This window comes from Mucilaginibacter gossypiicola, from assembly GCF_900110105.1.
Taxonomy (GTDB): domain Bacteria; phylum Bacteroidota; class Bacteroidia; order Sphingobacteriales; family Sphingobacteriaceae; genus Mucilaginibacter; species Mucilaginibacter gossypiicola.
The window spans coordinates 73400-97624 of record NZ_FOCL01000016.1; the positions used below are offsets into that span (position 1 = coordinate 73400).

Genomic DNA, 24225 nt, shown 5'->3' on the forward strand with positions numbered 1-24225 from the left:
GTGAACTAATGAACCATTGAACGAATAGTATGTTAAAAAGTTATTTAAAAACGGCATGGCGGTTTTTGTTGAAAAACAAAACCTTTAGTTTAATTAATATAGTAGGGCTGGCTACGGGTACATTATGTTGCCTTTATATTTTGCTTTATGTGCAGGACCAGTACAGTTATGATAAACAGCATAAAGATGTTAAAGACATTTACCGTATCACCACATCGCTTGAGTTAACCGGCGATAAGCATAACAGTGCCACCAGTTCGCCGCCGATTACACCGGCTATGAAAAATGATTTTGGCGAGGTACTGCAGTTTACCCGCCTGGTAGGTACCGAAGGTTTCGGAGCTAAACAGCACCTGTTACGATACAAAGAAAAATCATTTTATCAGCAGAACGCTGCTTATGTCGACTCTACCTTTTTCGATGTGTTTAACTTTCATTTTGTTAGCGGCAACGCCAATAAAGTGCTGGCCGAACCTTACAGCCTTGTATTGATGAAACCAGTTGCCGATAAGCTTTTCGGCGGTGAGGATCCAATAGGGAAAATGATCTCTATCGATAATTCATTCGGTAAACATGATTTTAAGGTTACCGGGGTAATTGACGAAAGCGCCGGTCAGTCGCACATTAAAGTAAGCATGTTTATGGCCATGAACAGCGGCGGCTTAGGTCAGTATGTACGGCAAAATACTGCATGGGCCGGGAATAACTTTTTATATGCTTACGTAAAGTTACGCCCTAATGCCAGTGCTGCCGCTCTTGAAAAAAAGCTTCCGGACTTTTTAAATAAATATGGAGCCGATCAATTGAAGGCCATCGGTATGAAAAAGGCGCTGCACTTACAGCCGGTAACCACCATTCATACAACGCCGGGACATGAGCACGAGCTAACCAAAACGCTCGATCCCGCATTTCTGTACATCATGATATTGGTGGCTGTGCTGATACAGGTAGTGGCTTGTATCAATTTCATGAACCTTTCAACTGCGCGGGCATCCAAACGTGCCAAAGAGGTAGGTGTACGTAAAGTAATAGGCGCCGGCCAGGGCGACCTGATGAAACAGTTTTTGGGCGAATCATTTATGCTTACCCTCATTGGGGTGGCTATAGCCTTGCCACTGCTGATAATCCTGCTGCCTTATTTAAACCAGTTAACCCATACCGATATTCATTTAGCTTTCTTTTCTAATTATAAGCTCTGGATAATGCTGGGGGGCATGGTTGTGGTTACCGGTTTGGTGGCAGGTAGTTACCCGGCGTTCTATTTGTCGGCATTTAAAGCCATTAAGGTAATTAAAGGGAATTTTACCAGTCATATTTCGGCTGCCGGAATCCGTAAATCGTTGGTAGTATTTCAGTTTTGGTTATCTATCATATTAATATCGGGCGTTATCGTGATATATAGCCAGCTCAATTTCGTGAAAAATAAAGACCTCGGCTTTGATCAAAATCAAAAGCTCATCTTCAATTTTTATACGGAGACTACGCAAGGCAAAATGAAAAATTTTGCAAACGATTTGAGGCAGATGGCCGAGGTTAAAACCGTAAGTAATGCCGATAATTATCTGAGCCAGTTTGTACCGCATGATCACGGAGTTTACACCGCTGGCGGCAATATGGCTACTGCAACCGATGCCCAGAATATTATTACCGACGAATTTTTTGCCAAAGCAAACGGCATTAAAATAATTGCAGGCAGGGATTTCCGTATAGGCGATACTACCCGCGTACTTATTAATGAAACCTTATGTAAACGATTAGGAATAAGTCCGCAGGCTGCCCCAGGTACAAGGCTTTATACGCAATATGCTCCCGACCCGGTAAGCTTTGTTGAAGTGGCCGGTGTAATGAAAGATTTTAATTACAACTCCCTGCACATGGAAGTAAAGCCGTTTATGCTGGTTTACCGGAATGACCCGCGGCAATTTAATGTAATGGTGGTATCAACCGACAGCAAAAACTATAAATCGTTACTGGGCAAAATGGAAGCGCTGTGGCGTAAAGATATTGCCGATGCACCATTTGAATATTCGTTTTTAGATACCGAGGTGCAAAAGCAATACGAAACAGAGGTTATCCTGTCGCAGATTATCAATGCCTTTACACTGATGGCGATAGTGATCTCCTGTCTTGGTTTGTTTGGCCTGGCAGCTTTCAGCGCCGAGCAGCGCAGTAAGGAGATTGGCGTGCGCAAAGTGCTTGGCGCCAGTGTAACCGGTATTGTGCAGTTGCTGTCGAAAGATTTTGTACAGTTGGTACTGATAGCCCTTGTAATAGCCACGCCAATAGCCTGGTGGGGTATGAGCAAATGGCTGCAGGCCTTTGAATACCGGGTAACCATAAGTTGGTGGATGTTTGCCCTGGCCGGCGTACTGGCGTTGATAATAGCGCTGTTAACAGTAAGCACGCAAGCCATAAAAGCAGCCAGGATGAACCCGGTGAAGAGTTTGAAGGCGGAATAATTTTTGATTTTGGATTTCGGATGTTCGATTTCGGAATTAAAAAATAATACAATTGATGTCATTGCGAGGAGCTGGTTGGGTAGTGCGTGAGCGCGACGCGGCAATCTCGTAGCCAATGCATAAACAACATGCAACGCGGTCGATATAAACGTTACGAGGTTGCAACGCTTCGCTCGCGATGAAATGGAAGCGAATACCAATGAACTAATGAACAAGTGAACCAATGAACTAAGTCATGTTAAAAAATTACCTTAAAATCGCTTTTCGCAACATTGTTAAAAACAAGGTACATGCCTTTATTAACATTGCTGGGTTATCGGTAGGGATGGCGGTGGCCATGCTTATCGGCCTTTGGATCTGGGATGAATTGTCGTTTGATAAATACCATAGCACCTATAACCGCATGGGGCAAATTATGGTAACACAAACGGCCAATGGCGAAACGGGAACTTTTCGGTCTACCGTAGTGCCGCTAAGCGCCGAATTACGTACTAAATATGCCGGCGATTTTAAACACACTTCACTTTTTTGGGGTGGGGCGCATATCCTTGCCGTGGGCGATAAAAAAATATCACAAAACGGCGGCTGGGCCGAAGGCGATTTGCCGGCCATGCTGGCGTTGAAGATGGTAAAAGGAAGTTACGCTGAGTTTAAGGATCCTTCGTCCATAATCATATCCCAATCAGTTGCAAAAGCAATGTTTGGTGATGCCGACCCGATCAATAAAACCATCAAGGCCGATAATAAAACCAATCTGAAGGTTATTGGTGTTTATGAAGATCTGCCGCGCAATACCTCATTTTATGAAACCAGGTTTTTGATGCCTTTTTTTAACAAAAATAACTGGTGGGGTACGCAAACCGCGGCATGGGATAATCACGGCTGTTCATTGTATGTTCAGATGGGTGATCATGCCGATTTTGATAAAGTATCGGCCAAAATCAGGAATATCACCAAGCCGCATTTTAAAATGAATGATGAAACCATACAAGTGCACCCGATGAGTAAATGGCACCTGTACAGCGATTTTAAAAACAGCAAATCTGTTGGTGGTTTGATTGAAATGGTTTGGCTGTTTGGTATTATCGGTGTTTTTGTATTGTTACTGGCCTGTATCAATTTCATGAACCTGAGCACAGCCCGCAGCGAGAAACGCGCTAAAGAAGTAGGGATCAGAAAGTCTATCGGCTCAATGCGCTCACAACTCATTAACCAGTTTTTAAGCGAATCGGTAATATTTGCCTGTTTGGCATTGGTGGTTACGCTGGGCATAGTTTTGATAGCTCTTCCGGCGTTTAATCATATTGCTGATAAGCAAATAGCCATTCCTTTTGGAAATATTTGGTTTTGGCTGATGGCTTTGGGCTTTACCATATTTACAGGGATCATTGCGGGCAGTTACCCTGCATTTTACCTGTCGTCATTTGAGCCGGTAAAGGTTTTGAAGGGCACTTTCAAGGTTGGCCGATTTGCTTCGTTGCCGCGTAAGGTTTTGGTAGTTGTGCAGTTTACAGTTTCTATTGCGCTGATTATCGGTACTATCGTGGTGTTCAGGCAGATCCAGTATGCTAAAAACAGGCCTGTTGGTTATTCGCGCGCGGGGTTGATCTCAGTAGAAATGAATACGCCCGAAATTTACGGGCATTATGAAACCATGCGTAATGACCTGATCCAAACAGGGGCCGTTGAGGATATGGCCGAATCAAACAGCACCACTACCGAAATCTGGTCAAATAACGGAGGTTTTGATTGGGAGGGCAAGCCAGCGGGCTTTGATCCAACCTTTGGCACCATAGCAACTACCTATGATTTTGGGCATACTGTAGGTTGGAAAATTATCCAGGGCCGCGACTTTTCGAGGAATTTCCCAACCGATACCGGGGCTTTTATCATGAACGAATCGGCGGTGAAAATGAGCGGTATTAAAAACCCTGTTGGTAAAGTGATCAGGTGGAACAAACAGGATCATGTTGTTACCGGGGTGGTGAAGGATATGGTGATGGAATCGCCATACAAAAAGCCGGTAGCTACCGTATTTATGATGCTGCCCGGCTGGGTTAACTTCATTACATTGAGGGTTAAGCCAACCATGCCAATGCAGGAAGCCTTGAAAAAGATAGAACCCGTATTTAACAAATATAACCCGGGCAGTCCTTTCGACTTTAAATTCAATGATGATGAATACACCAGCAAGTTTGCGGACGAGCAGCGTATCGGTAACCTGGCTACCATATTTGCGGTATTGGCTATATTTATATCATGCCTTGGTTTATTTGGCCTGGCCTCATTTGTAGCCGAGCAACGGATCAAAGAAATTGGTGTTCGTAAGGTACTTGGGGCATCTGTGGCTAACCTTTGGCGGTTGCTCTCAACTGAGTTTGTGGTTTTGGTAACCATATCGTTATTAATAGCTATCCCGATGGCTTACTATTATATGAACAACTGGCTGCACAGGTACGAGTACCGGTCGGCCATAACCTGGTGGATCTTCGCGGCATCAGGGGTAGGAGCCATCGTAATCACATTGTTAACCGTAAGCTATCACGCTATAAAAGCGGCACTGGCAAATCCGGTGAAAAACTTGAGGAGTGAGTAAGAGTTCGGTCATTGTATCATTTGCTTCGCGTCATTGAGTCATTTGCATGGCGCTATCAAATTTGATAAGCAAAGAATGACTCAATGACACGCAGTAAATGACCTAATGATATAATATCATGTTTAAAAACTATTTAACCGTTGCGTGGCGAAACCTTGTTAAGAACAAGGCACATACGCTTATTAACATTACAGGCCTATCGGTAGGGATGGCTGTTGCTATGCTCATTGGGCTCTGGATCTGGGATGAGTTATCGTACAATAAAAATTTCGATAATTATGACCGGATAGTTCAGGTTTGGCAGAATCAGACTTTTAATGGTGTAACCGGTTCGCAAACGGCCATGCCGATACCTTTGGGTTACAAGCTGCGAAATGATTATAAGCACGATTTTAAATATGTAGTGCTCTCCTCCTGGAACTACGGGCATATTATGGCCTATGGCGATAAAAAGCTTACCAAGGAGGGTAGTTACATGCAGGCCGAAGCGCCTGATCTGCTTACTTTAAAAATGCTGAAGGGTACGCGCTCGGGTTTAACTGACCCATCATCTGTTTTACTTTCTGCTTCATTAGCTAAGGCTTTGTTTGGTGATACCGATCCCATGCTTAAAACCATCAAAATAGATAATGTATGGAACGTTAAGGTGACCGGGGTTTACGAAGATATGCCGCATAATTCCGAATTTCGCGAACTGGGCTTTATAGCGCCATGGGATTTATATATGACCACCGCCCCGTGGTTAAAACGGGCCGAAACGCGCTGGGGCAATAACTCATGGCAAATCTTTGCACAGCTGAAACCTGGGGTTGATGCAAACAAAGTATCGGCCGAGATCAAAGATATTAAACTGCACGCCATTAAAGCCCAGGGCGATGATGTTGGCGCCAGTTTTAAACCGGTAGTGTTTTTGCATCCTATGAGTAAATGGCACCTTTACTCCAACTTTAAAGATGGCTTTAATGTTGGTGGCGATATCAAGTTTGTGTGGATGTTTGGCATTATAGGTGTGTTTGTGCTGATGCTGGCCTGCATTAACTTCATGAACCTGAGTACTGCCCGTAGTGAAAAACGTGCCAAGGAAGTGGGGATCCGCAAAACGGTCGGGTCGTTAAGGAGCCAGCTGATCAGCCAGTTTTTTATCGAGTCGGTAATATTGGCTTTGTTCGCATTTTTAATTTCGGTTTTGCTGGCGCAGCTTACGCTGTCGTGGTTCAACACTGTAGCCGATAAAACCATGCACATACTTTGGGGCAATGCCGTTTTCTGGCTGCTGGGTTTAAGCTTTAGTATTGTTACGGGATTGATCGCGGGGAGCTACCCGGCATTTTACCTGTCGTCCTTTCAGCCGGTTAAGGTTTTGAAGGGTACGTTTAAAGCTGGCCGTTATGCGGCAGTACCACGTAAAGTGTTGGTGGTGTTGCAGTTTGCGGTGTCGGTTACGCTGATCATCGGTACTGTCATAGTTTTCAGACAGGTGCAGTTTACCAAAAACAGGCCTATTGGTTACGAGCGTACGGGGCTGGTACAAATAGATATGCGTACCGATGAAATTCATAAACATTTTGAAGCCGTACGGAACGATCTGCTTAAATCGGGCGCTATCATTGAAATAGCCGAGTCGGGCAGCCCGCTCACCGCGGTGTATTCAAACAATAGTGGTTTGAACTGGCGTGGCAAACCGGCCGGTTTACAGGATGACTTCGCCACGATAACGCTTAGTCCGGAGTTTGGCAAAGTTGCCCAGTGGAAGTTAACTGAAGGCCGCGATTTTGAACGCAACAATGCTGGCGACTCATCAAGCATGATTGTTAATGAAACTGCCGCCCATTTCATGAATTTTAAGCATGCCGTAGGTGAAACAATAGACTGGGGCAAAAAATACAAGATCATAGGTGTGATAAAGGATATGATCATGTCGTCGCCATATGAGCCGGTTAAGTCGTCGATATTTGTGCTGGATAATGATCCGGGCGGGCTTGTCGATATCCGCTTAAACCCCAAATTGAGTGCTCATGATGCCATTGCCCAAATAGAGACGGTTTTTAAACAATATGCCCCCGGTAGCCCGTTCGAATATAAGTTTACCGACGAAGAGTATGCCCGCAAATTCACTAACGAAGAGCGCATAGGCAAACTGGCAGGGTTCTTTACCTTGCTGGCTATTTTTATCAGTTGCATGGGCCTGTTTGGTATGGCATCATTCATGGCCGAGCAGCGCACTAAAGAAATTGGTGTACGCAAGGTACTGGGTGCATCTGTATTTAGCCTGTGGCAATTAATGTCGAAGGAGTTTGTGATCCTTGTATCGATATCATTATTATTTGCTATACCCACAGCCTACTACTTTATGGAGGGCTGGTTGCAGGAATATAAATATCGCGCTGTATTATCCTGGTGGATATTTGGGCTTACCGCAATTGGTGCTATCGCCATAACACTGCTTACCGTAAGTTATCAAAGTATAAAAGCAGCCTCCATGAACCCGGTAAAGAGTTTGAAAACGGAGTAGGGAGGTTAGTGATTGGAGATTAGAGGTTAGATGGATTTCGGAATTGTCTGCCCCGAATTTTTAGAATTGATGAATTATCAGAATAGGAGAACAGAGAATTCTATAAATTCTTTGATTTCATAAATTCGAGTTCATACAAACAAAAAAAGAGCTGAAGGATTTTCCCTCAGCTCTTTTATGTTTTTTAGCTTTCTGCTTTAGGCTTTTAGCCTTCAGCTCAATTAGCAGTATTGTTCAAACGCATCGATCAGGTTATCGGCAATCATTTGTGCCGGGCGACCTTCAATCTGGTAGCGCTCAATAATATGAACCAGTTTACCATCTTTAAACAGCGCCATAGCCGGTGATGACGGTGGATAAGGCAGCATATAGTTACGTGCAGCGTCAACCGCGTCTTTTTCCATGCCTGCAAAAACGGTTACCAGTTTATCAGGGTGTTTGCCGTTTGCAGCGGCAATTTTAGCAGCCGGACGTGCATTTGCTGCAGCACAACCGCATACCGAGTTAACCATTACAAATACTGTACCTTCGCTTTCAATAGCGCTTTTTACAGCATCGGCATCTTTTAATTCCTCAAAACCAACCCTCGTCAGATCTTCCCGCATCGGGGCTACTAAATATTCAGGATACATCATTTTTTTTCGCTTTACAATAAAATCAGTATCACAAAAATAAGAAATGATACTTGTTTTACGTTTATAAAAACGCAATAATAACAATTGGTTGACGAATAACGTAGAAAGCTATTCTATTGATAACCTGTTTACATACATTTAATATTGTTTTATTAACAGTAATTTTTAACTTGCATTCCCTAATTTATTTGAATTTGATGAGACCTAAAACATCTGATATTAGCACTGTTGTTATCATCAACAAAAATCAACAGCATACAAAGTCATTACAAATAAAAACCAAGCATCTTAACAGGCTTAAACACTATGCATGGAGCATTGCAGCTGTTGTTGCAGTACTTGGTGGTTTGGTGTTTTATCTTCATCAAAAAAGCGCAGCGCAAGAAGCAGAAAATCAAAAGTTACAGGCTCAGATAGCTAAACTAAAAGGGACTATGCCGGTAGTAGTTAAAGCACAGGAAAATACACAGGGTAACGCGCAATCATACATCCAGTCTATCGAGGTAAAGCTCAAAACCATTAACGAATATTTAAGAAGGCGCGGGCTGAAGGGCTTTGCTATAAAGGGCACTGGTGGCAGCGGCAACAATGAAGCTGCTAAACTCCCGGATACCGAAGCTTACAGTCTTTATGATGATTATCTGAAGCATTTAACAAGCACTATAGCATTTACCCCAATGGGTTACCCAAGGATTAGCTCTTTTACCTCATTTTTTGGTTACAGGAGCGACCCTTTTAATTCGGAACATGCCGAGTTTCACCCTGGTATTGATTTTCAGGGACATCGTGGTGATGAGGTAAAATGTACAGCCAGCGGTAAAGTTGTTTTTGCTGGCTGGGCCGGTGGTTATGGTAATTGTATCCGCATAAAACACATCAATAACCTGGAAACATTGTACGGGCACCTTTCAAAAATTGAAGTAAAGGTTGGTCAGGAGGTTACCGTTGGTGATAATATTGGCAAGGTAGGTTCAACCGGCCACTCAACAGGTACACATCTGCACTATGAGGTGCGTAAAAACGGTAAGCCGGTTAATCCTGTAAATTTTTTAACCCTGAATAAATAAGTTCTAAGTCGGAAGTTCTAAGTCTTAAGTCGGGAGCTAATCACCGTTTCTTTTTTGCCTTCAGACCTAAGACTATAGACTTATGACTTGTAACTCACAAAAACATGGCTATTTTTTCAAAAAAAGATAAGGTTGCGCTTGACCTGCAGGCAATCTCAACCCTCATTAGTGCGGGCAGTATACTTGATGGCCACCTGAAAGCCCCGGCTTTTGCACGTATTGACGGATTGGTTAATGGCGATGTAACGGTTGACGAAGGCCTGATCCTTGGCGAAAAAGGAGAGGTTAGGGGTAACATAAATACCAAAGAGATATTTGTTTACGGTACGGTGAGGGGTGATATCAATACCTCATCGCTTGAAATAAAAGCTACCGGCCGTGTTACCGGTGACATTAAAACCCAGAATCTGGCCGTTGAAAACGGCGGGGTATATAATGGCAACCTCACTATGCAACAGGCGGAGGTTCAAAAGCAGTTGCAGGCGTAAGGCTTATTTTAAGTTAAAAGTCGTATCTTTTAGCTTGTGGTCGGTGTTTTCACCGCACCACTCAAACTATCAATGTTTTCGTTCCCATTACTATCATCTCTTCTTAATCATGTGGTACGGTGAAAACACCTGCCACAGGCTTAAAGTGATCAACCTTGCAGGTTAAACCAAACATTTCATTTTCACGAGGATATAAGTTAACTTTGCACTCTCAAAAATAAAATCGATATGTCATCAGTAGAAACTGCATTCGTTAAATACAAAGTAAAAGATCTGTCGCTGGCAGAGTGGGGCCGTAAGGAAATTGAACTGGCTGAGGCTGAGATGCCTGGCCTGATGGCTTTGCGTAAAGAATATGGTCCGAGCCAGCCGCTTAAAGGTGCAAGGATTGCCGGCTGCTTACACATGACCATCCAAACCGCTGTTTTAATTGAAACCCTGATTGCACTTGGCGCCGAAGTTACCTGGTCGTCATGTAATATATTCTCAACCCAGGATCACGCCGCTGCTGCTATTGCTGCTGCAGGTATTTCTGTTTACGCCTGGAAAGGTATGAATGCCGAAGAGTTTGACTGGTGCATTGAGCAAACTTTATTTTTTGGCGAAGAGCGCCAGCCGCTTAACATGATCCTTGATGATGGTGGCGATTTAACCAACATGGTATTGGATAAATACCCTGAGCTGGTTGCTGCTATCAAAGGTTTATCTGAAGAAACTACTACCGGTGTACACCGTTTATATGAGCGCATGAAAGCAGGTACCCTGCCAATGCCGGCAATTAATGTTAACGACTCGGTTACCAAATCAAAATTTGATAACAAATACGGCTGCCGTGAGTCGCTGGTTGATGCTATCCGTCGTGCTACCGACGTAATGATGGCTGGTAAAGTGGCTGTTGTTTGCGGTTATGGCGACGTAGGTAAAGGTTCGGCAGATTCACTGCGTAACTCTGGTGTGCGTGTTATCGTTACCGAAATTGATCCTATCTGTGCTTTACAAGCTGCAATGGAAGGCTTTGAAGTTAAGAAACTGGGCACTGCCATTACTGAAGCTGATATTGTGGTTACTGCTACTGGTAACAAAAATATCGTTCGTGAGCAACACTTCCGTGCTTTGAAAGATAAAGCTATCGTTTGTAACATCGGTCACTTTGACAATGAGATTGACATGGCCTGGTTAAACGGTGCTTATGGCAATACTAAAGTTGAAATTAAACCACAGGTTGATAAATACACCATTGAAGGTAAAGACGTAATCGTATTAGCCGAAGGTCGTTTGGTTAACTTAGGTTGCGCTACCGGTCACCCAAGCTTTGTGATGAGTAACTCGTTCACCAACCAAACTTTAGCACAATTGGAGCTTTGGACAAACGGCGCTGCCTACGAAAACAAAGTTTACACCCTGCCAAAACATCTTGACGAAAAAGTAGCCCGCTTACACCTTGCTAAAATTGGTGTTGAGCTGGAAGTACTTGACCAGGATCAGGCCGAGTACATTGGCGTAACTGTTGAAGGTCCGTTTAAACCGGAGTACTACAGGTACTAAATTTAGGTTAAAGGTTAAAGGCGAAAGGTTTTTTGCTTTGACAATATGAGAGGCATGGTTTTAAAAATCATGCCTTTTTTTATTTTTAATAACCCTGCCGATAGCGCAAGTCTTGTGTGGTGGATGGTGTAGGGCTGACTTGTGCTTTATTTGCAAAAAGGCTAAATATAGGTTCTTAATGGAAGGCACTTTTAGTGCAAAAATTTTTCTATTCGTAACAAATAACTGAGAAATCCGTATCAGTAGATGTGATATGATATAAATGAGATAAATGTAACAAATGTGATACAGTTTACTAAAATTCATATTATATTTACAATTCAATAACGGGTATCTACACCCGGATTTGTGATAAGGTTTAGGTTTAAAGCCCCATGCAGCGAGTGCTATGGGGCTTTTATTTTATCCCACGCTCTTAACTTTTTTTAACAAATGCCCAGGTTGCTTTGCCTTAACTTTGATTATAAATCTAAACTATTATGCATATCAAAACGTTTTTTACGTGTTTGTTGGTTGTTTTATTGAAATGCGCTTGCTATGGTCAGCAAACCGCTCCAGTATATTCGCTAACTAAACCCGAAAACTGGCATACCGAAACCTTTGCGCTTCCTCCGCAGTTTGCAAATAGCTTGCCTTTTAAAGGTACCGAGGATATTCGCTTTTCACCTGACTGGGCAAAAAAGGGAGCGGAGGGTTACTGGACTTATGCGTTTTTATGGATAATTAACCCCAAGGCCGCTTTTACCAAAACTCAACTTGAAAAATACATGTGCGATTATTATACGGGCCTGATAAAGGCCAATTTAAAAGAAGCAAAAATTGATACCGCGATTGCTGCACCCGTAAAAGTAAAACTTCAAAATATTAAAGCAGGTGAGACAGATATTCAGACTTTTGAAGGCAAAGCAGAAATGACCGATTATATGACACAAGATCCGTTGATCCTTAACTTCCGGATCCACGTTGAAAAAGCGAAACCCGGCAGTGATGTTACCGTAGTTTATTTTGAGGCATCACCGCAACCATACAAACATAAAGTTTGGGTGCAGTTGGATGAGCTTAATAAAAGTTTATAAACATAGAAGGAAGACTTGCGAAGTTTCTAAAACTTCGTAAGTCTGTGTATTTGGAACTGCTAACTGCCACTGCAAACCGCCAACTGAACTCAGGGCGCTTCGCTAAATTCTTCATCCACACTTTCGCGCAGATCATATAACAGCCATTGCTTACCTGCAATCGACCTTGTTTTTGATTGCAGTAGTTTAATGAAATCATTAACGCCTACAGGTTCGTTGCCGTTGCCATGGATAAGCACAATACTGCCGTTTGGCGGTTGCTGACCTTTGGCCAGCCAGGCATCAGTACCAACCGGGATCAGGCCGAAATTGGTGATCTGGTATACCAGCTGCTGATCAGACACGAGACCGGGGAAGCGGAAAAATACTGACGGCAACAAGCCGTTTCGCAGCATGGCTTGCTCTGTTTCCAGTACTTCGTAATTGATGTCTGTACCTGGCTCCAGCAAAAAGTTTTCTTTAAGCGGGGCTTTCAGGCTTACCCTATGATTGAAGGAATGGTTGATCCAGGTGATGTAGATCTCATGGTTGGCCTGCATTTGTTTAAGCCAGGCCAGATCCTGCGGGTGCTGACGCATCCAGATACCGGTTACCGAAAGCGCGATAGGAACCGGGCGCTCCACCTTTTTAAATTCGGTAAAAATATCAGTGAAAATGCGCTTATCCAGCGGGCGGTGCGATGGGCATAGATCGGCAGTGAGGCTGATGCCTGTTTGTTTGGGGATACCGCTTTCGATCCCAGCATCCTGAATATTGATCGACTGTTTTTCGGCTTTACTGAGCGCTTTTTGATAGGGCGTACTTTTAAAAAACTCACGCGCCTGCTCCATCGTCATGGGCTTGATCTGGTAAAAACTGCTTTCATTTATTTTAGTTTCCAGCGTTTGCGGGTTCACCATCAACAGGTAATTACGGCCCTCGTTATCAAAGCGGCGAAGGATCATCCAATCCTGCGGATAATTGTGTGCCCAACCGTAGTAAACTTTATATTTCTCTATTCTGCGGTAGATGGTTTGTGCTGATGCCTTATTAATAAAGACAACGAAGCAGAAAAATAGGGTAGGTATTAATTTAATTACTGTTTTGTTCATGAGGTTTTGCATTCCAGTTTTTTCCGGTAACAAAAGTAGCGGCGACTAATATCAGCATAAAAACAATCACAACAACTGGTGTATAAAGCTTTACATTTTTAACAATTAATGAATAATCTTTTAGTCGGCTTTCTATATCGGGTGTAGCCTTTGGTAAAGCTGATAGGGAAGGTGGAACTGTCCACCCTGGTTGCGGTAGGTTTTTTATGAATATCGACAAAGGATATAACCAAACAAGCAATAGGAAGTTGCTTGTTACGAGTATCAGGTTTTGGAATCGCCGTTTATACCCTGCAAGTCCTTCCTTGATAAGATAAATTAGTGTTAAGAGCAAGCTCGAAATCGGCAATATGAGGGTTGAGGGAGCCATAATAAAATAACTATCATGCAACTGAACGTCGATGATTGTCTTGTTCGTTAACAATTTTAAAGTCAGCCATGTTGTCGCGATGGTGGTGACTACTATCAATAACTCAATAACAATTTGTTTAGGCTTCATGACCTAAAGTTAAATATATCGGGCATTTTATCTAAATGATATATAACTTTGAAATATGACCCGTCTATCTGTCAATATCAACAAAATAGCCACGCTGCGTAATTCGCGCGGTGGTAATAATCCTGACCTGATCCAGGTTGCCAAAGATTGCGAACGTTTTGGTGCGCAGGGAATAACCGTACATCCACGGCCCGATGAACGCCACATCCGTTATAACGATGTATTTGAGCTCAAGAAAATCGTCACTACCGAGTTTAATATCGAGGGTAATTGCCAGGAGCAAAAATTTATCGATCTGGTGCTGGCTAATAAGCCCGAGCAGGTTACTCTGGTACCCGATGTTTTGGGACAGATCACCTCAAATCATGGCTGGGATACCATCACCAACTATCATTATTTAAAAGATATGATAGCGGTATTTAAAGATGCCGGCATCCGGGTTTCTATTTTTGTTGACCCTATCCCTGCAATGGTTGAAGGGGCCGCCAAAACCGGTACCGATCGTGTAGAGCTTTATACCGAGGGTTATGCCACTCATTTTCCGCAGGGAAAAGAACTGGCTATTGCTCCGTATATTGAGGCAGCAAAAGTGGCGCAACAGGCAGGCTTGGGCCTTAACGCAGGGCACGACCTGGATTTACATAACCTGAAATATTTTGCCGAAAATATACCCGGTCTGCTCGAAGTAAGCATTGGTCATGCCCTGGTTAGCAATGCCTTGTACTATGGTTTAGAAAACACCATCCAAATGTACCTGAGGCAATTATCGTTAACGGATAATGCTTAAGCTACCTGATAATAAGCCACAGCCCGAGCTTAGGTTAATGATATAATAATAGCTGCCCGTGGGTAATGGTTTGCCATTATAGGTGCCGTTAAACGGGTGGCTGTACCCTATGGAGTTAAAAATGTTTTTGCCATACCGGTTAAATATTTTTACGGTTGCCGCCGGATAGTTCTCCATGCCTGCTATCTGCCAGTAATCATTTACGCCATCATTATTGGGGGTAATTACATTGGCAATATTGAGGTTTGAAAGGCCCACGCTTACATCAACCTTTGTGCGGGTGCTTTCACAGGCGTTACTAAAACGGCTTATATAATAGCTCCGGTTGGCGGTAACGTTCACTTTAAATTTACCATTGGGTTCCTCATCAAGCGGAGTAGTACTGGTTTCACTATCATAAAGCCTGTAGGTTGACGTTGCCACCGGGTTACTTACAGGTATTATCGTTTCCCCGGGGCCACATAACTGAAAGCTGCTTATCACCGGCGGATCGAGAACAAGCTCCTGGTTAAGCAGGGTAACGTGGTAAGGTACTGCACAACCATCCGGATCTATGGTGAGGGTATATGTTCCGCCGGGAAGCCCGTCAATATCCAGTGTGTTGCGTATTACCTCCCCGGCCTCATTTGTCCACCTTAATGGTGGTGTAGTACCATTGGTATTAATTAGTTTTAAGTTACTAATGCTTCCGTTGGCTGCATCGCACGATGCATTTACTTTTTGAAGCCCTGAATCATCTACACCGGGATTTGAGCTGGTTAAGGTTACCGGAATAGATTTGGCAAAACAATTTCCGTTATAACATTTGGCGTAATAAGTTCCAACACCAACCCCCTCCAGTTTAGGGCCGCCGGATTGTACCAATTGGTCCTGCTCATTAAACCAGTCAACCCCGATAACATTTTTTAAGTTTTGCAGGGTAATTGATCCGTTATTTTTGAAGCAGGTTGGATTGACTTTGATATAATCGGCGGCAGATGTTGAAATCACCGGCTGGGTATATTCAGACGAGCTGTTATTAAGTGTGGCGTTGGCCACCATTTTTTTATTATGCAGATCGCCGGTAAATTTCCAGTTACCCGCCGCGTCAGCAGTAATTGTGGTAAGGTATTGTACCGGGTTGCAAACCGAGCAGTCTGTATTGTCATTATAAATATAAACGGCAGCTCCGGGCGATGCAGTTCCTGAAAATTCGGCGGCGCTGTTTACAAGCACGTTAATATTAGGGATGGCTGTGCCGCTTGATATAAGGTATGGTGTTGTATTACATGAGATGCTGTTTTTAGCTATAGTAATATTGGTTGACTCGACAGCGTAAAATGCGCCGCCATCATTGCTAAAAATGTTGCCATCATTAATATTGTTATTGCCTATTAAAGCATTGTTGCACTTAAATAATGACATACCCGAATTGCCCTGTATACTACTTTGTTTGTTACGTATAAAAGTGAACCCGTTTACAGATACAAACTGGAATGTTGTAGCGCAGAAATCATTGTCGGTTACCTGCGTGTTGCTTCCCTGAAAGTGTAAAAGAATTGAAGCTCCTCCACGGTTATCCTGGCCGTTTACATCAAGTGAAAGCGAGTTGTTGATAAACCTGTTATCGATCCCGTTCAGGGCTATTGCAGTAGCAAAATAGTTTCTTTCTTTTAAGGCGGAGCCACCCACCAAAGAGTTATCGGCAGTTATGTCAAGTGCGTACCCTAACTCAACAACATTTGTTCCTGATTCATCATAACCAATAAAGTTTGATTGGATATTGATATTATCATTGTTCTTTGAGTCGGTTAACGAGTTGGTACCGCAATAAATACCATAGATGTTATCGCAAAAAACATTTCCTTTATCTGGTGCCCCTATGGTGATGTTGCTACAATCATAAGCCGATATAGCAGTGAAAAGCAGGTTGCCGTTAAAGTTTGTGAGTTTGCTGCTGTAACCTTTTATGCATAAGCCATAGATCTCCACATTAGTAACTTCGGTCATCAACAGGGCAGCTGCTTTAGTGCCGGGGAAGGTATAGCTGATATCGGGTATGATGTAAACCCTGGCGTCACTTTTACCGAGTTTGGCCGTAGGTTGCGTGCTGCCGTCGATAATTAAATTTGACGTAACCTCGGGGAGCTGGGTAAAAAGTGCTATGGTCACGCTACCCGGCAGGTTAAAATTAATAACATCCTGCTGAACTGTACCGTTGGCTGCTGCTTTGGTAAGGGCATCACGCAATGTGCCCGGTCCGGTATCGGCATTACTTGTAACCGTAAATACAGTTGCCATAGCGCGCGAACCGGCCAGTGCCAGGAATAACGTAAACAGCAACAACCGGTGTTTCATGGTTGCGATTTGGGCTTGAATGTTAGTTTATAATTAATTGGCAATAAATTGGTTGATATTGTCCGATAGTAAGTTACGATTTTGTTGGCAATAACGCTACAGTATCAAATGAGTTGTTTGCTTCGCGAGGTCTGGGATTAATTTACCAATTAAAATAAGAGGTGGGAATTCTGGTGGTTACCTTATGATTGACAAGCTCCTCGAATGCAGGTTGCAGCTTTTGCCAGGAATAAAAAGAAAAATCGTGATAAAAAGTAAAACTCGCCTGCCCGTCATGTTTAGGTATTCACAAGCCAAAATGCATTTTTTCCCTGTAAATGCATTGTCAATATCATATTAGCTAATTGTTACTCAATTTGTAAAATCGTACCTTTGCGGTAAATTTAAGAGGGACGATTAATTCATGAAGTTGAATACAACCTATCAGGAGCAGTTTCAGTCGAGGCACATTGCTCCAAGTGCGGCCGACACGGCCAAAATGTTAAAAACCATCGGTGTAAGTACGCTGGATGAATTAATAGGGCAAACAATACCGCAAAAGATCAGGCTTACCAAACCGCTTAACCTGCCCGCAGCAAAAAGCGAGTTCGATTACCTGAACACGTTAAAGCAAACTGCTTCAAAAAACAAAGTTTTCAAGTCGTTCATTGGTAAAGGTTACTATGATGTAATTGTACCCGGCGTTATCCAGCGTAACATTCTTGAAAATCCCGGATGGTATACACAGTATACCCCATACCAGGCCGAAATTGCACAAGGCCGTTTGCAGGCTTTGTTAAATTTCCAAACCATGGTTATTGACCTTACAGGTATGGAGATTGCCAATGCTTCATTGCTTGACGAGGGTACAGCTGCTGCCGAAGCTATGTTTATGCAATACACCTTGCGTAAAAATAACAACGCCAACGTTTTCTTCGTTTCGGAAGAAGTGTTTCCCCAAACTATTGATATCTTAAAAACCCGCTCGGAGCCTTATGGCATTGAGCTAAGAATAGGCGACCACCGTACCGTTGAATTAACCGACGATATGTTTGGCGCCATTGTGCAATACCCTGCAGGTGATGGCGCGGTTTATAACTACGCCGACTTTGCTGCAAAAGGTCACGAAAAAGGTATTAAACTTACCGTTGTTGCCGATATCATGAGTCTTGCCCTGTTAACGCCTCCGGGCGAATGGGGTGCCGACATCGTAGTTGGTTCATCGCAACGTTTTGGTGTGCCAATGGGCTTTGGTGGCCCGCACGCCGCTTTCTTTGCAACTAAAGAAGAATACAAACGCTCTATCCCCGGCCGTATCATCGGTGTTACTATCGATAGTGCAGGTAATTACGCCTTGCGTATGGCCCTGCAAACCCGCGAGCAGCACATCCGCCGTGATAAAGCTACTTCAAATATCTGTACCGCTCAGGCATTATTGGCTATCATGGCCGGTATGTATGCCGTGTATCATGGTCCGGATGGTATTAAAGCGATTGCCGAAAGGATCCACGGGTTAGCGGTATTAACAGCTAAAACTTTAGGTCAGCTTGGTTATGAGCAACTGAACGGATCATACTTTGATACTGTTAAGTTTGATGTAGCACATCTTGCTGGCCCTATCCATTCTGAAGCGTTGAATAATGAGATGAACCTGAACTATGAAGGTTCAATAGTTACTATCTCTATCGACGAAACAACTTCAGTTGAGGATATCAAAACCATTGTAAGGTTTTTTGCCAAAGTAAAAGGCAAAACCATTAATGATGTTGATTTCGACGGTATCAACGCCAATCTTGAAACCGTTATCCCAACCGAGCTTCAGCGTACTTCGGCTTATTTAACGCATAGTCTGTTCAATACCCATAGGTCTGAGCATGAAATGCTGCGTTACATCAAATCATTAGAGGCAAAAGATCTTTCGCTTTGTCACTCGATGATAGCATTAGGTTCATGTACCATGAAACTGAATGCTACTACCGAAATGGTACCTGTTACCTGGGCCGAATTCAGCAAAATTCACCCCTTTGCCCCAACCGATCAGGTTGGCGGTTATATGCAGTTATTTGATGAAATCAATAACTGGTTAAGCGAAATCACCGGTTTTGCAGCCATGAGCTTGCAGCCAAATGCCGGTGCACAGGGCGAATATGCAGGTTTAATGGTTATCCGCGCTTATCATTTGGATAGGGGCGATACCCACCGTAACATTGCTTTGATCCCTTCGTCTGCTCACGGTACCAACCCTGCATCAGCAGCTATGGCTGGTATGAAGATCGTAGTGGTAAAATGTGATGACAATGGTAACATCGATGTTGCCGATATGCGTGCCAAAGCCGAGCAGTATAAAAACGAGCTTTCATGTTTGATGGTTACTTACCCATCAACACATGGTGTGTTTGAAGAAAGCATCATTGAAATCTGCGAAATTATTCATGAAAACGGCGGCCAGGTTTATATGGACGGCGCAAACATGAACGCACAGGTTGGTTTAACAAGTCCGGCTAATATTGGTGCCGACGTTTGTCACCTTAACCTGCATAAAACATTCTGTATCCCTCACGGTGGCGGTGGCCCTGGTATGGGCCCGATCGGTGTTGCAAAACATTTGGTTCCTTATCTGCCCGGTCACGCTGTGGTTGATATCGACAGGGGTAAATCAATACATGCTGTATCTGCAGCGCCATGGGGTTCGGCTTCTATCCTGATCATATCACATGCCTACATCGCTATGATGGGTGCCGAAGGATTGACCAACGCCACACGTTACGCCATCCTGAATGCTAATTACATTAAAACAAGGCTGAAGGAACATTACCCGGTGTTGTACACAGGTGCCAATGGCCGTTGTGCACACGAAATGATACTGGATTGCCGCTCATTTAAATCGGCAGGTATTGAGGTAACTGATATCGCCAAACGCTTAATGGATTATGGTTTCCATGCGCCAACTGTATCTTTCCCGGTAGCTGGTACCGTAATGATTGAGCCAACAGAATCTGAGCCTAAGCATGAGCTTGACCGTTTCTGCGATGCCATGATCTCTATCCGCCATGAAATTGCTGATGTTGTTGATGGTTTATCTGACAAAATTAACAACCCGTTAAAAAATGCGCCTCATACTGTAGCTGTGATTACCGGCAACGAATGGGAGCATCCTTATACCCGTCAAAAAGCGGCATTTCCGCTGCCTTATGTAGCTGCCAATAAATTCTGGCCTTCAGTAGGCAGGGTTAATGACACTTATGGCGATAGAACGCTGATCTGCTCATGCCCTCCACTTGAAGAGTATGAGTTTGAAGAAAGTGTAATAGAATAATCTTCAGCAAACCCCCGCCATTTAGCGGGGGTTTTTGTTTTATGTAAATTATTAAGATATGAGTTTAGATAATTCCGGTAGTAATTCAAAAGTCTCTCCTTTTAGTGGAGATTTAGAGGAGCTTATCGCTCCAACGCCTCAGCCTCCTTATTACGCAGTAATATTTACATCCTTGCGTACTCCTGGTGATGATGGCTATGGAGATATGGCCGTTGAAATGGAGACGCTTGCACGGCAGCAGAAAGGTTTCCTGGGTGTTGAATCGGCCCGTAACAATGTCGGAATAACGGTGTCTTATTGGCAATCGGAAGAGGCGATCAGGAATTGGAAAGCTAATGCCCGCCACCTGTTTGCCCAGCAACAGGGCCGCGATAAATGGTACCAGGCTTATAAGGTACGTATTTGCAAGGTTGAGCGTGATTATACTTTTTAAAATACAATATTCAACGGTTAGTTTTTACATGGAGTTTCCTGTATTCTGATCTTTATTTAATTTTCCTGATTAAAATAAATATCCTCTGTTATGGTTATTTAATTAAGTGTCGCGGAGATATTATTTATAGATTTACAACTAAAGGGAATATAACTTTTTAAATCAAGGCCTCGTATAAAGATACAGCGCTTAAATTATAGATATGAATATTAACAATAAAGCCATTAGTGTATTACTGGTTGATGATGACGAGATAAATAACTTCATCTCCATAAAACTGATAAAGAAAGCTTTACTTAATACGGAAATTATGGCTTGCCTGAACGGGAAATATGCTATTGAGCAACTTTCTGATATTCAGCGTAAAGACCCTAACAAACTGCCAGATTATATTTTACTTGATATTAATATGCCTATTATGAATGGCTGGGAATTTTTGGATGAGTATAAGCGCCTCAACCTCGACCCACTGGGCAAAAGCAAGATCTATATTATCTCATCATCGGTTTTTAGTAACGATATCAATAAAGCACGCTCATACCCACTGGTGAAAGATTTTATCTCCAAACCACTTAACGTTGAAAAAATAAAGGAACTATTTGAGGTTCCTACCGAGCATTAATAAACCGGCTTAACTTTAAAATGATCGCCCTCTGTTTCTACCGTTCCAATAGCAAATGACTTGGAATGGTAAAACAGGCATTTCCAACCTTCGACGGCGGCTTTTTTACCATATTCTTCTCGCAGCATCATTGCTTTGCGGCCGTCCATATCGTATTTAGCTATAAATTTTCTTAGCAACTGCTCCGGTTCAGGAAGCTCATCGCCGCCAAAAAATACTTTTTCGCCTTCCATATCAAACCAAAACACCTGGTGTGCGGGGCAATGACCACCCGAATGTTCATATCTGATGCCTGGTTTAAATTCTCCGTTGCCTTCAATAAAGGTGATCTTAGCGCTGGCCTGTAAAGCTTCAAATATTTCAACATGATATGATGAACCCTTGCCGCTCATGCCAAATTCCCATTCCTGTTTATTGATCACATGCTCGGCCTGCGGAAAGCTCGGCACTAATTTGCCGTTACGCTCAACTACCAAACCGCCCGAATGGTCATAATGCAGGTGCGACATCATTACCAGCGTAACATCATCCGGATCAAAGCCTGCGTTGCGGATGTTTTGGTGCAGCATCAGCTCATCGCGGGTATCTTTAAAGCCAAGGCCAGTGTCCAATACTATCAAATCGGTTTTTGTTTTGATGAGGAAGGGGTTAACGTGGATGAACAACGAAGCCGGACGATCTTTGGGGTTATCAGTTTCCGGGTTGAACGGGATAAATTTCTTGGTTGCATCAACCGAATAAGAGCCTTCACCTAAAGCAAAAAATTCCATAGTAAACGTAGTATCAGATTTTGAATGTAACTTTGGCTCTTTAACAGAGCATAAGTATATTTACTGTTTCAAGCTGCAAAGATATGAATAAACGTTGGGCGCTAAAGGATAATACAAACCATGATGATGTAATAAAATTAGCCGCCGAACTTAATATCGATACCGTTTTAAGTACCATGCTTGTGCAGCGCGGTATCACCACCTTTGAAGATGCCCGCTATTTTTTCAGGCCCGACTACCGGCACCTGCATGACCCCTTCCTGATGAAGGATATGGAGAAGGCCGTCCTGCGCATTGAACAGGCTATAGCAGTGGGCGAAAAGATCATGATCTACGGTGATTATGATGTGGATGGCACTACGGCCGTGGCACTAACCTACAGTTTCTTCAAAAAGCTTTACGATAAAATAGATTATTACATCCCCGACCGCTACAAGGAAGGTTATGGCATTTCGAACCAGGGAATTGATTATGCTGCCGAGCATGGTATAACCCTGATCATAGCGCTTGACTGTGGCATTAAATCAATTGATAAAATTGACTATGCTAATGAAAGAAGCATCGATTTTATTATTTGCGATCACCATTTACCGGGGGCATCTATTCCGAATGCGGTAGCGGTGCTTGACCCTAAACGCGAAGACTGCGAATATCCATACAAAGAATTGTCCGGCTGCGGTATTGGTTTCAAGTTGATCCAGGCCTACGCCGAAAAGAATGATATCCCGGTTGAAGAAGTAAATTGCTATCTCGACCTGGTGGTGATCAGCATCTCCTGTGATATTGTACATATTACTGGCGAAAACAGGGTACTGGCACATTTTGGTCTGCAAAAAATAAATACCGACCCCTGTATAGGCGTTAAAGCCCTGATGGAAATAGCAGGTAGGACCGGGACCTATACTATATCGGATGTAGTGTTTTCGCTTGGTCCGCGCATTAATGCAGCCGGTAGAATAGACGATGCTAAACATGCCGTTGAATTGCTGATAGCTACAGATAAAGACGTTGCCAAAGAAAAAAGTGCTATGATCAATGTGCGCAACACCGAACGGAAAGGGCATGATCTTAACATTACCGACGAAGCGCTTGGCATGATAGAAAATGACGAGGTATTGATTGCCCGTAAATCGACAGTGGTTTTTAATGAAGATTGGCACAAGGGGGTAATTGGTATTGTGGCGTCGCGCCTTACCGAAAAATATTACCGCCCTACTATCGTGCTTACCCGCTCTAACGGGCATGTTGCCGGTTCAGCACGTTCAGTTCTGGGGTATGATCTGTACGAAGCTCTTTGTGGCTGTAAAGATCTGCTGATTCAGTTTGGAGGGCACAAATATGCTGCAGGCTTGACCATGGATCCCGAAAACCTCGAAGCCTTTATTGAAAGGTTTGAAGAAGTGGTAAGTTCTACCATTAAACCAGAACAATTAATTCAGCAAATACAAATTGACGCCGAATTACGTTTAAGCCAGATAGAACCGAAATTTTTCAGGATTTTGAATCAGTTTGCCCCTTTTGGGCCTGAAAATATGGCGCCTGTTTTCATAAGTAAAAATGTGTATGTTAGTAGTAACGCCGGTTTGGTAGGAGGATCGCACATTAAAATGAGCGTAATGCAGGAAGATTCGGCAGTATTTGATTGTATAGCCTTTAATCATGGCCAATACTTGGAGCAGTTACAATCGGGCATGCCGTTCGAGATGTGCTACTCCATAGAAGAAAACGTTTGGCGCGAAAGAAGAACGATTCAGTTAAATGTTAAGGGGATAAGGTTTAGTGATTAGAGATTAGTTTTTAGCTTTGTTAGGGGCGTTGAGGGGGCCGCGTTAGGGATTGTAGTGGAAAGCCCACAGCGCGGGTCGGAATTGAGGGCAGGAAAGGCGAGGACTTGGAACGAAAAGCCCGGGCCGCAGGCAACGCTCAAATTCCTAAATTTGATAGAAAGATAAATTTGATAATCAATATCTATAATTACATCATTATAAGGAACAAAGCGGCCTTAAACTATAC

At 43.3% G+C, this 24225-nt stretch carries 17 protein-coding genes; 12 read left to right on the forward strand and 5 right to left on the reverse strand.

All coding sequences use genetic code 11. The features are described from left to right. Positions 1–29 precede the first annotated feature (29 nt). The 3 genes from BMX50_RS30680 (at position 30) to BMX50_RS30690 (ending at position 7567) form a co-directional block, all read left to right on the forward strand. Positions 30–2459: an ABC transporter permease gene (locus BMX50_RS30680; protein WP_091220418.1), complete on the forward strand. Its 2430-nt coding sequence runs from the start codon at positions 30–32 to the stop codon at positions 2457–2459. Between the two features lie 235 nt (positions 2460–2694). Then, positions 2695–5055 carry an ABC transporter permease gene (locus tag BMX50_RS30685; RefSeq protein ID WP_091220420.1) on the forward strand — a complete coding sequence of 787 codons (2361 nt, stop codon included), beginning with the start codon at positions 2695–2697 and terminating at the stop codon, positions 5053–5055. Between the two features lie 118 nt (positions 5056–5173). Next, entirely contained in the window at positions 5174–7567 is a 2394-nt protein-coding gene (locus BMX50_RS30690; protein ID WP_091220422.1) for an ABC transporter permease, read from the forward strand. Positions 7568–7788: 221 nt separating this feature from the next. On the opposite strand, the gene BMX50_RS30695 is transcribed toward BMX50_RS30690, so the two are convergent. Then, the gene (locus BMX50_RS30695) at positions 7789–8199 is read right to left on the reverse strand and encodes a BrxA/BrxB family bacilliredoxin (protein ID WP_091220551.1); all 411 of its coding nucleotides are present in this window, start codon (positions 8197–8199) and stop codon (positions 7789–7791) included. Positions 8200–8399: 200 nt separating this feature from the next. Between BMX50_RS30695 and BMX50_RS30700 the strand changes: the two genes are divergently transcribed. The 4 genes from BMX50_RS30700 (at position 8400) to BMX50_RS30715 (ending at position 12378) form a co-directional block, all read left to right on the forward strand. Then, complete coding sequence (locus tag BMX50_RS30700; RefSeq protein WP_091220425.1) at positions 8400–9269, forward strand: M23 family metallopeptidase; 870 nt, start codon at positions 8400–8402, stop codon at positions 9267–9269. 104 nt (positions 9270–9373) lie between these two features. Next, complete coding sequence (locus BMX50_RS30705; RefSeq protein ID WP_091220432.1) at positions 9374–9757, forward strand: bactofilin family protein; 384 nt, start codon at positions 9374–9376, stop codon at positions 9755–9757. 228 nt (positions 9758–9985) lie between these two features. Further along, entirely contained in the window at positions 9986–11302 is a 1317-nt protein-coding gene (gene ahcY, locus BMX50_RS30710) for an adenosylhomocysteinase (protein ID WP_091220433.1), read from the forward strand. 479 nt (positions 11303–11781) lie between these two features. Then, entirely contained in the window at positions 11782–12378 is a 597-nt protein-coding gene (locus tag BMX50_RS30715) for a hypothetical protein (RefSeq protein WP_091220434.1), read from the forward strand. 89 nt (positions 12379–12467) lie between these two features. On the opposite strand, the gene BMX50_RS30720 is transcribed toward BMX50_RS30715, so the two are convergent. Further along, positions 12468–13469, reverse strand: coding sequence for a polysaccharide deacetylase family protein (locus tag BMX50_RS30720; RefSeq protein ID WP_091220437.1), 1002 nt, complete (start codon positions 13467–13469; stop codon positions 12468–12470). Further along, positions 13450–13968 carry a hypothetical protein gene (locus tag BMX50_RS30725; protein ID WP_091220440.1) on the reverse strand — a complete coding sequence of 173 codons (519 nt, stop codon included), beginning with the start codon at positions 13966–13968 and terminating at the stop codon, positions 13450–13452. Before BMX50_RS30725 ends, BMX50_RS30720 begins: the two co-directional genes overlap by 20 nt. Positions 13969–14023: 55 nt before the next feature. Between BMX50_RS30725 and BMX50_RS30730 the strand changes: the two genes are divergently transcribed. Continuing rightward, positions 14024–14755: a pyridoxine 5'-phosphate synthase gene (locus BMX50_RS30730; protein WP_091220442.1), complete on the forward strand. Its 732-nt coding sequence runs from the start codon at positions 14024–14026 to the stop codon at positions 14753–14755. Here the strand turns inward: BMX50_RS30730 and BMX50_RS30735 are convergent. Beyond that, entirely contained in the window at positions 14738–17092 is a 2355-nt protein-coding gene (locus BMX50_RS30735; protein WP_091220444.1) for a T9SS type B sorting domain-containing protein, read from the reverse strand. The two genes, BMX50_RS30730 and BMX50_RS30735, sit on opposite strands and share 18 nt — an antisense overlap. A 403-nt stretch (positions 17093–17495) precedes the next feature. Between BMX50_RS30735 and gcvP the strand changes: the two genes are divergently transcribed. From gcvP to BMX50_RS30750, 3 genes are all read left to right on the forward strand, one after another. Beyond that, on the forward strand, positions 17496–20387 hold the full coding sequence (gene gcvP / locus BMX50_RS30740) for an aminomethyl-transferring glycine dehydrogenase (protein WP_091220447.1): 2892 nt from the start codon (positions 17496–17498) through the stop codon (positions 20385–20387). A 58-nt stretch (positions 20388–20445) separates the two neighbouring features. After that, positions 20446–20820, forward strand: a complete 375-nt coding sequence (locus BMX50_RS30745; protein ID WP_208864838.1) for an antibiotic biosynthesis monooxygenase family protein — start codon at positions 20446–20448, stop codon at positions 20818–20820. 202 nt (positions 20821–21022) lie between these two features. Beyond that, positions 21023–21442 (forward strand): response regulator, encoded by a 420-nt coding sequence (locus BMX50_RS30750; protein ID WP_091220449.1) that lies wholly within the window; start codon positions 21023–21025, stop codon positions 21440–21442. Here BMX50_RS30750 and BMX50_RS30755 read toward each other — a convergent pair. Beyond that, entirely contained in the window at positions 21439–22212 is a 774-nt protein-coding gene (locus BMX50_RS30755; protein ID WP_091220451.1) for an MBL fold metallo-hydrolase, read from the reverse strand. The two genes, BMX50_RS30750 and BMX50_RS30755, sit on opposite strands and share 4 nt — an antisense overlap. An 83-nt stretch (positions 22213–22295) precedes the next feature. On the opposite strand from BMX50_RS30755, the gene recJ reads away from it, so the two are divergent. Further along, entirely contained in the window at positions 22296–23999 is a 1704-nt protein-coding gene (gene recJ / locus BMX50_RS30760; RefSeq protein ID WP_091220453.1) for a single-stranded-DNA-specific exonuclease RecJ, read from the forward strand. Positions 24000–24225: the final 226 nt, after the last annotated feature.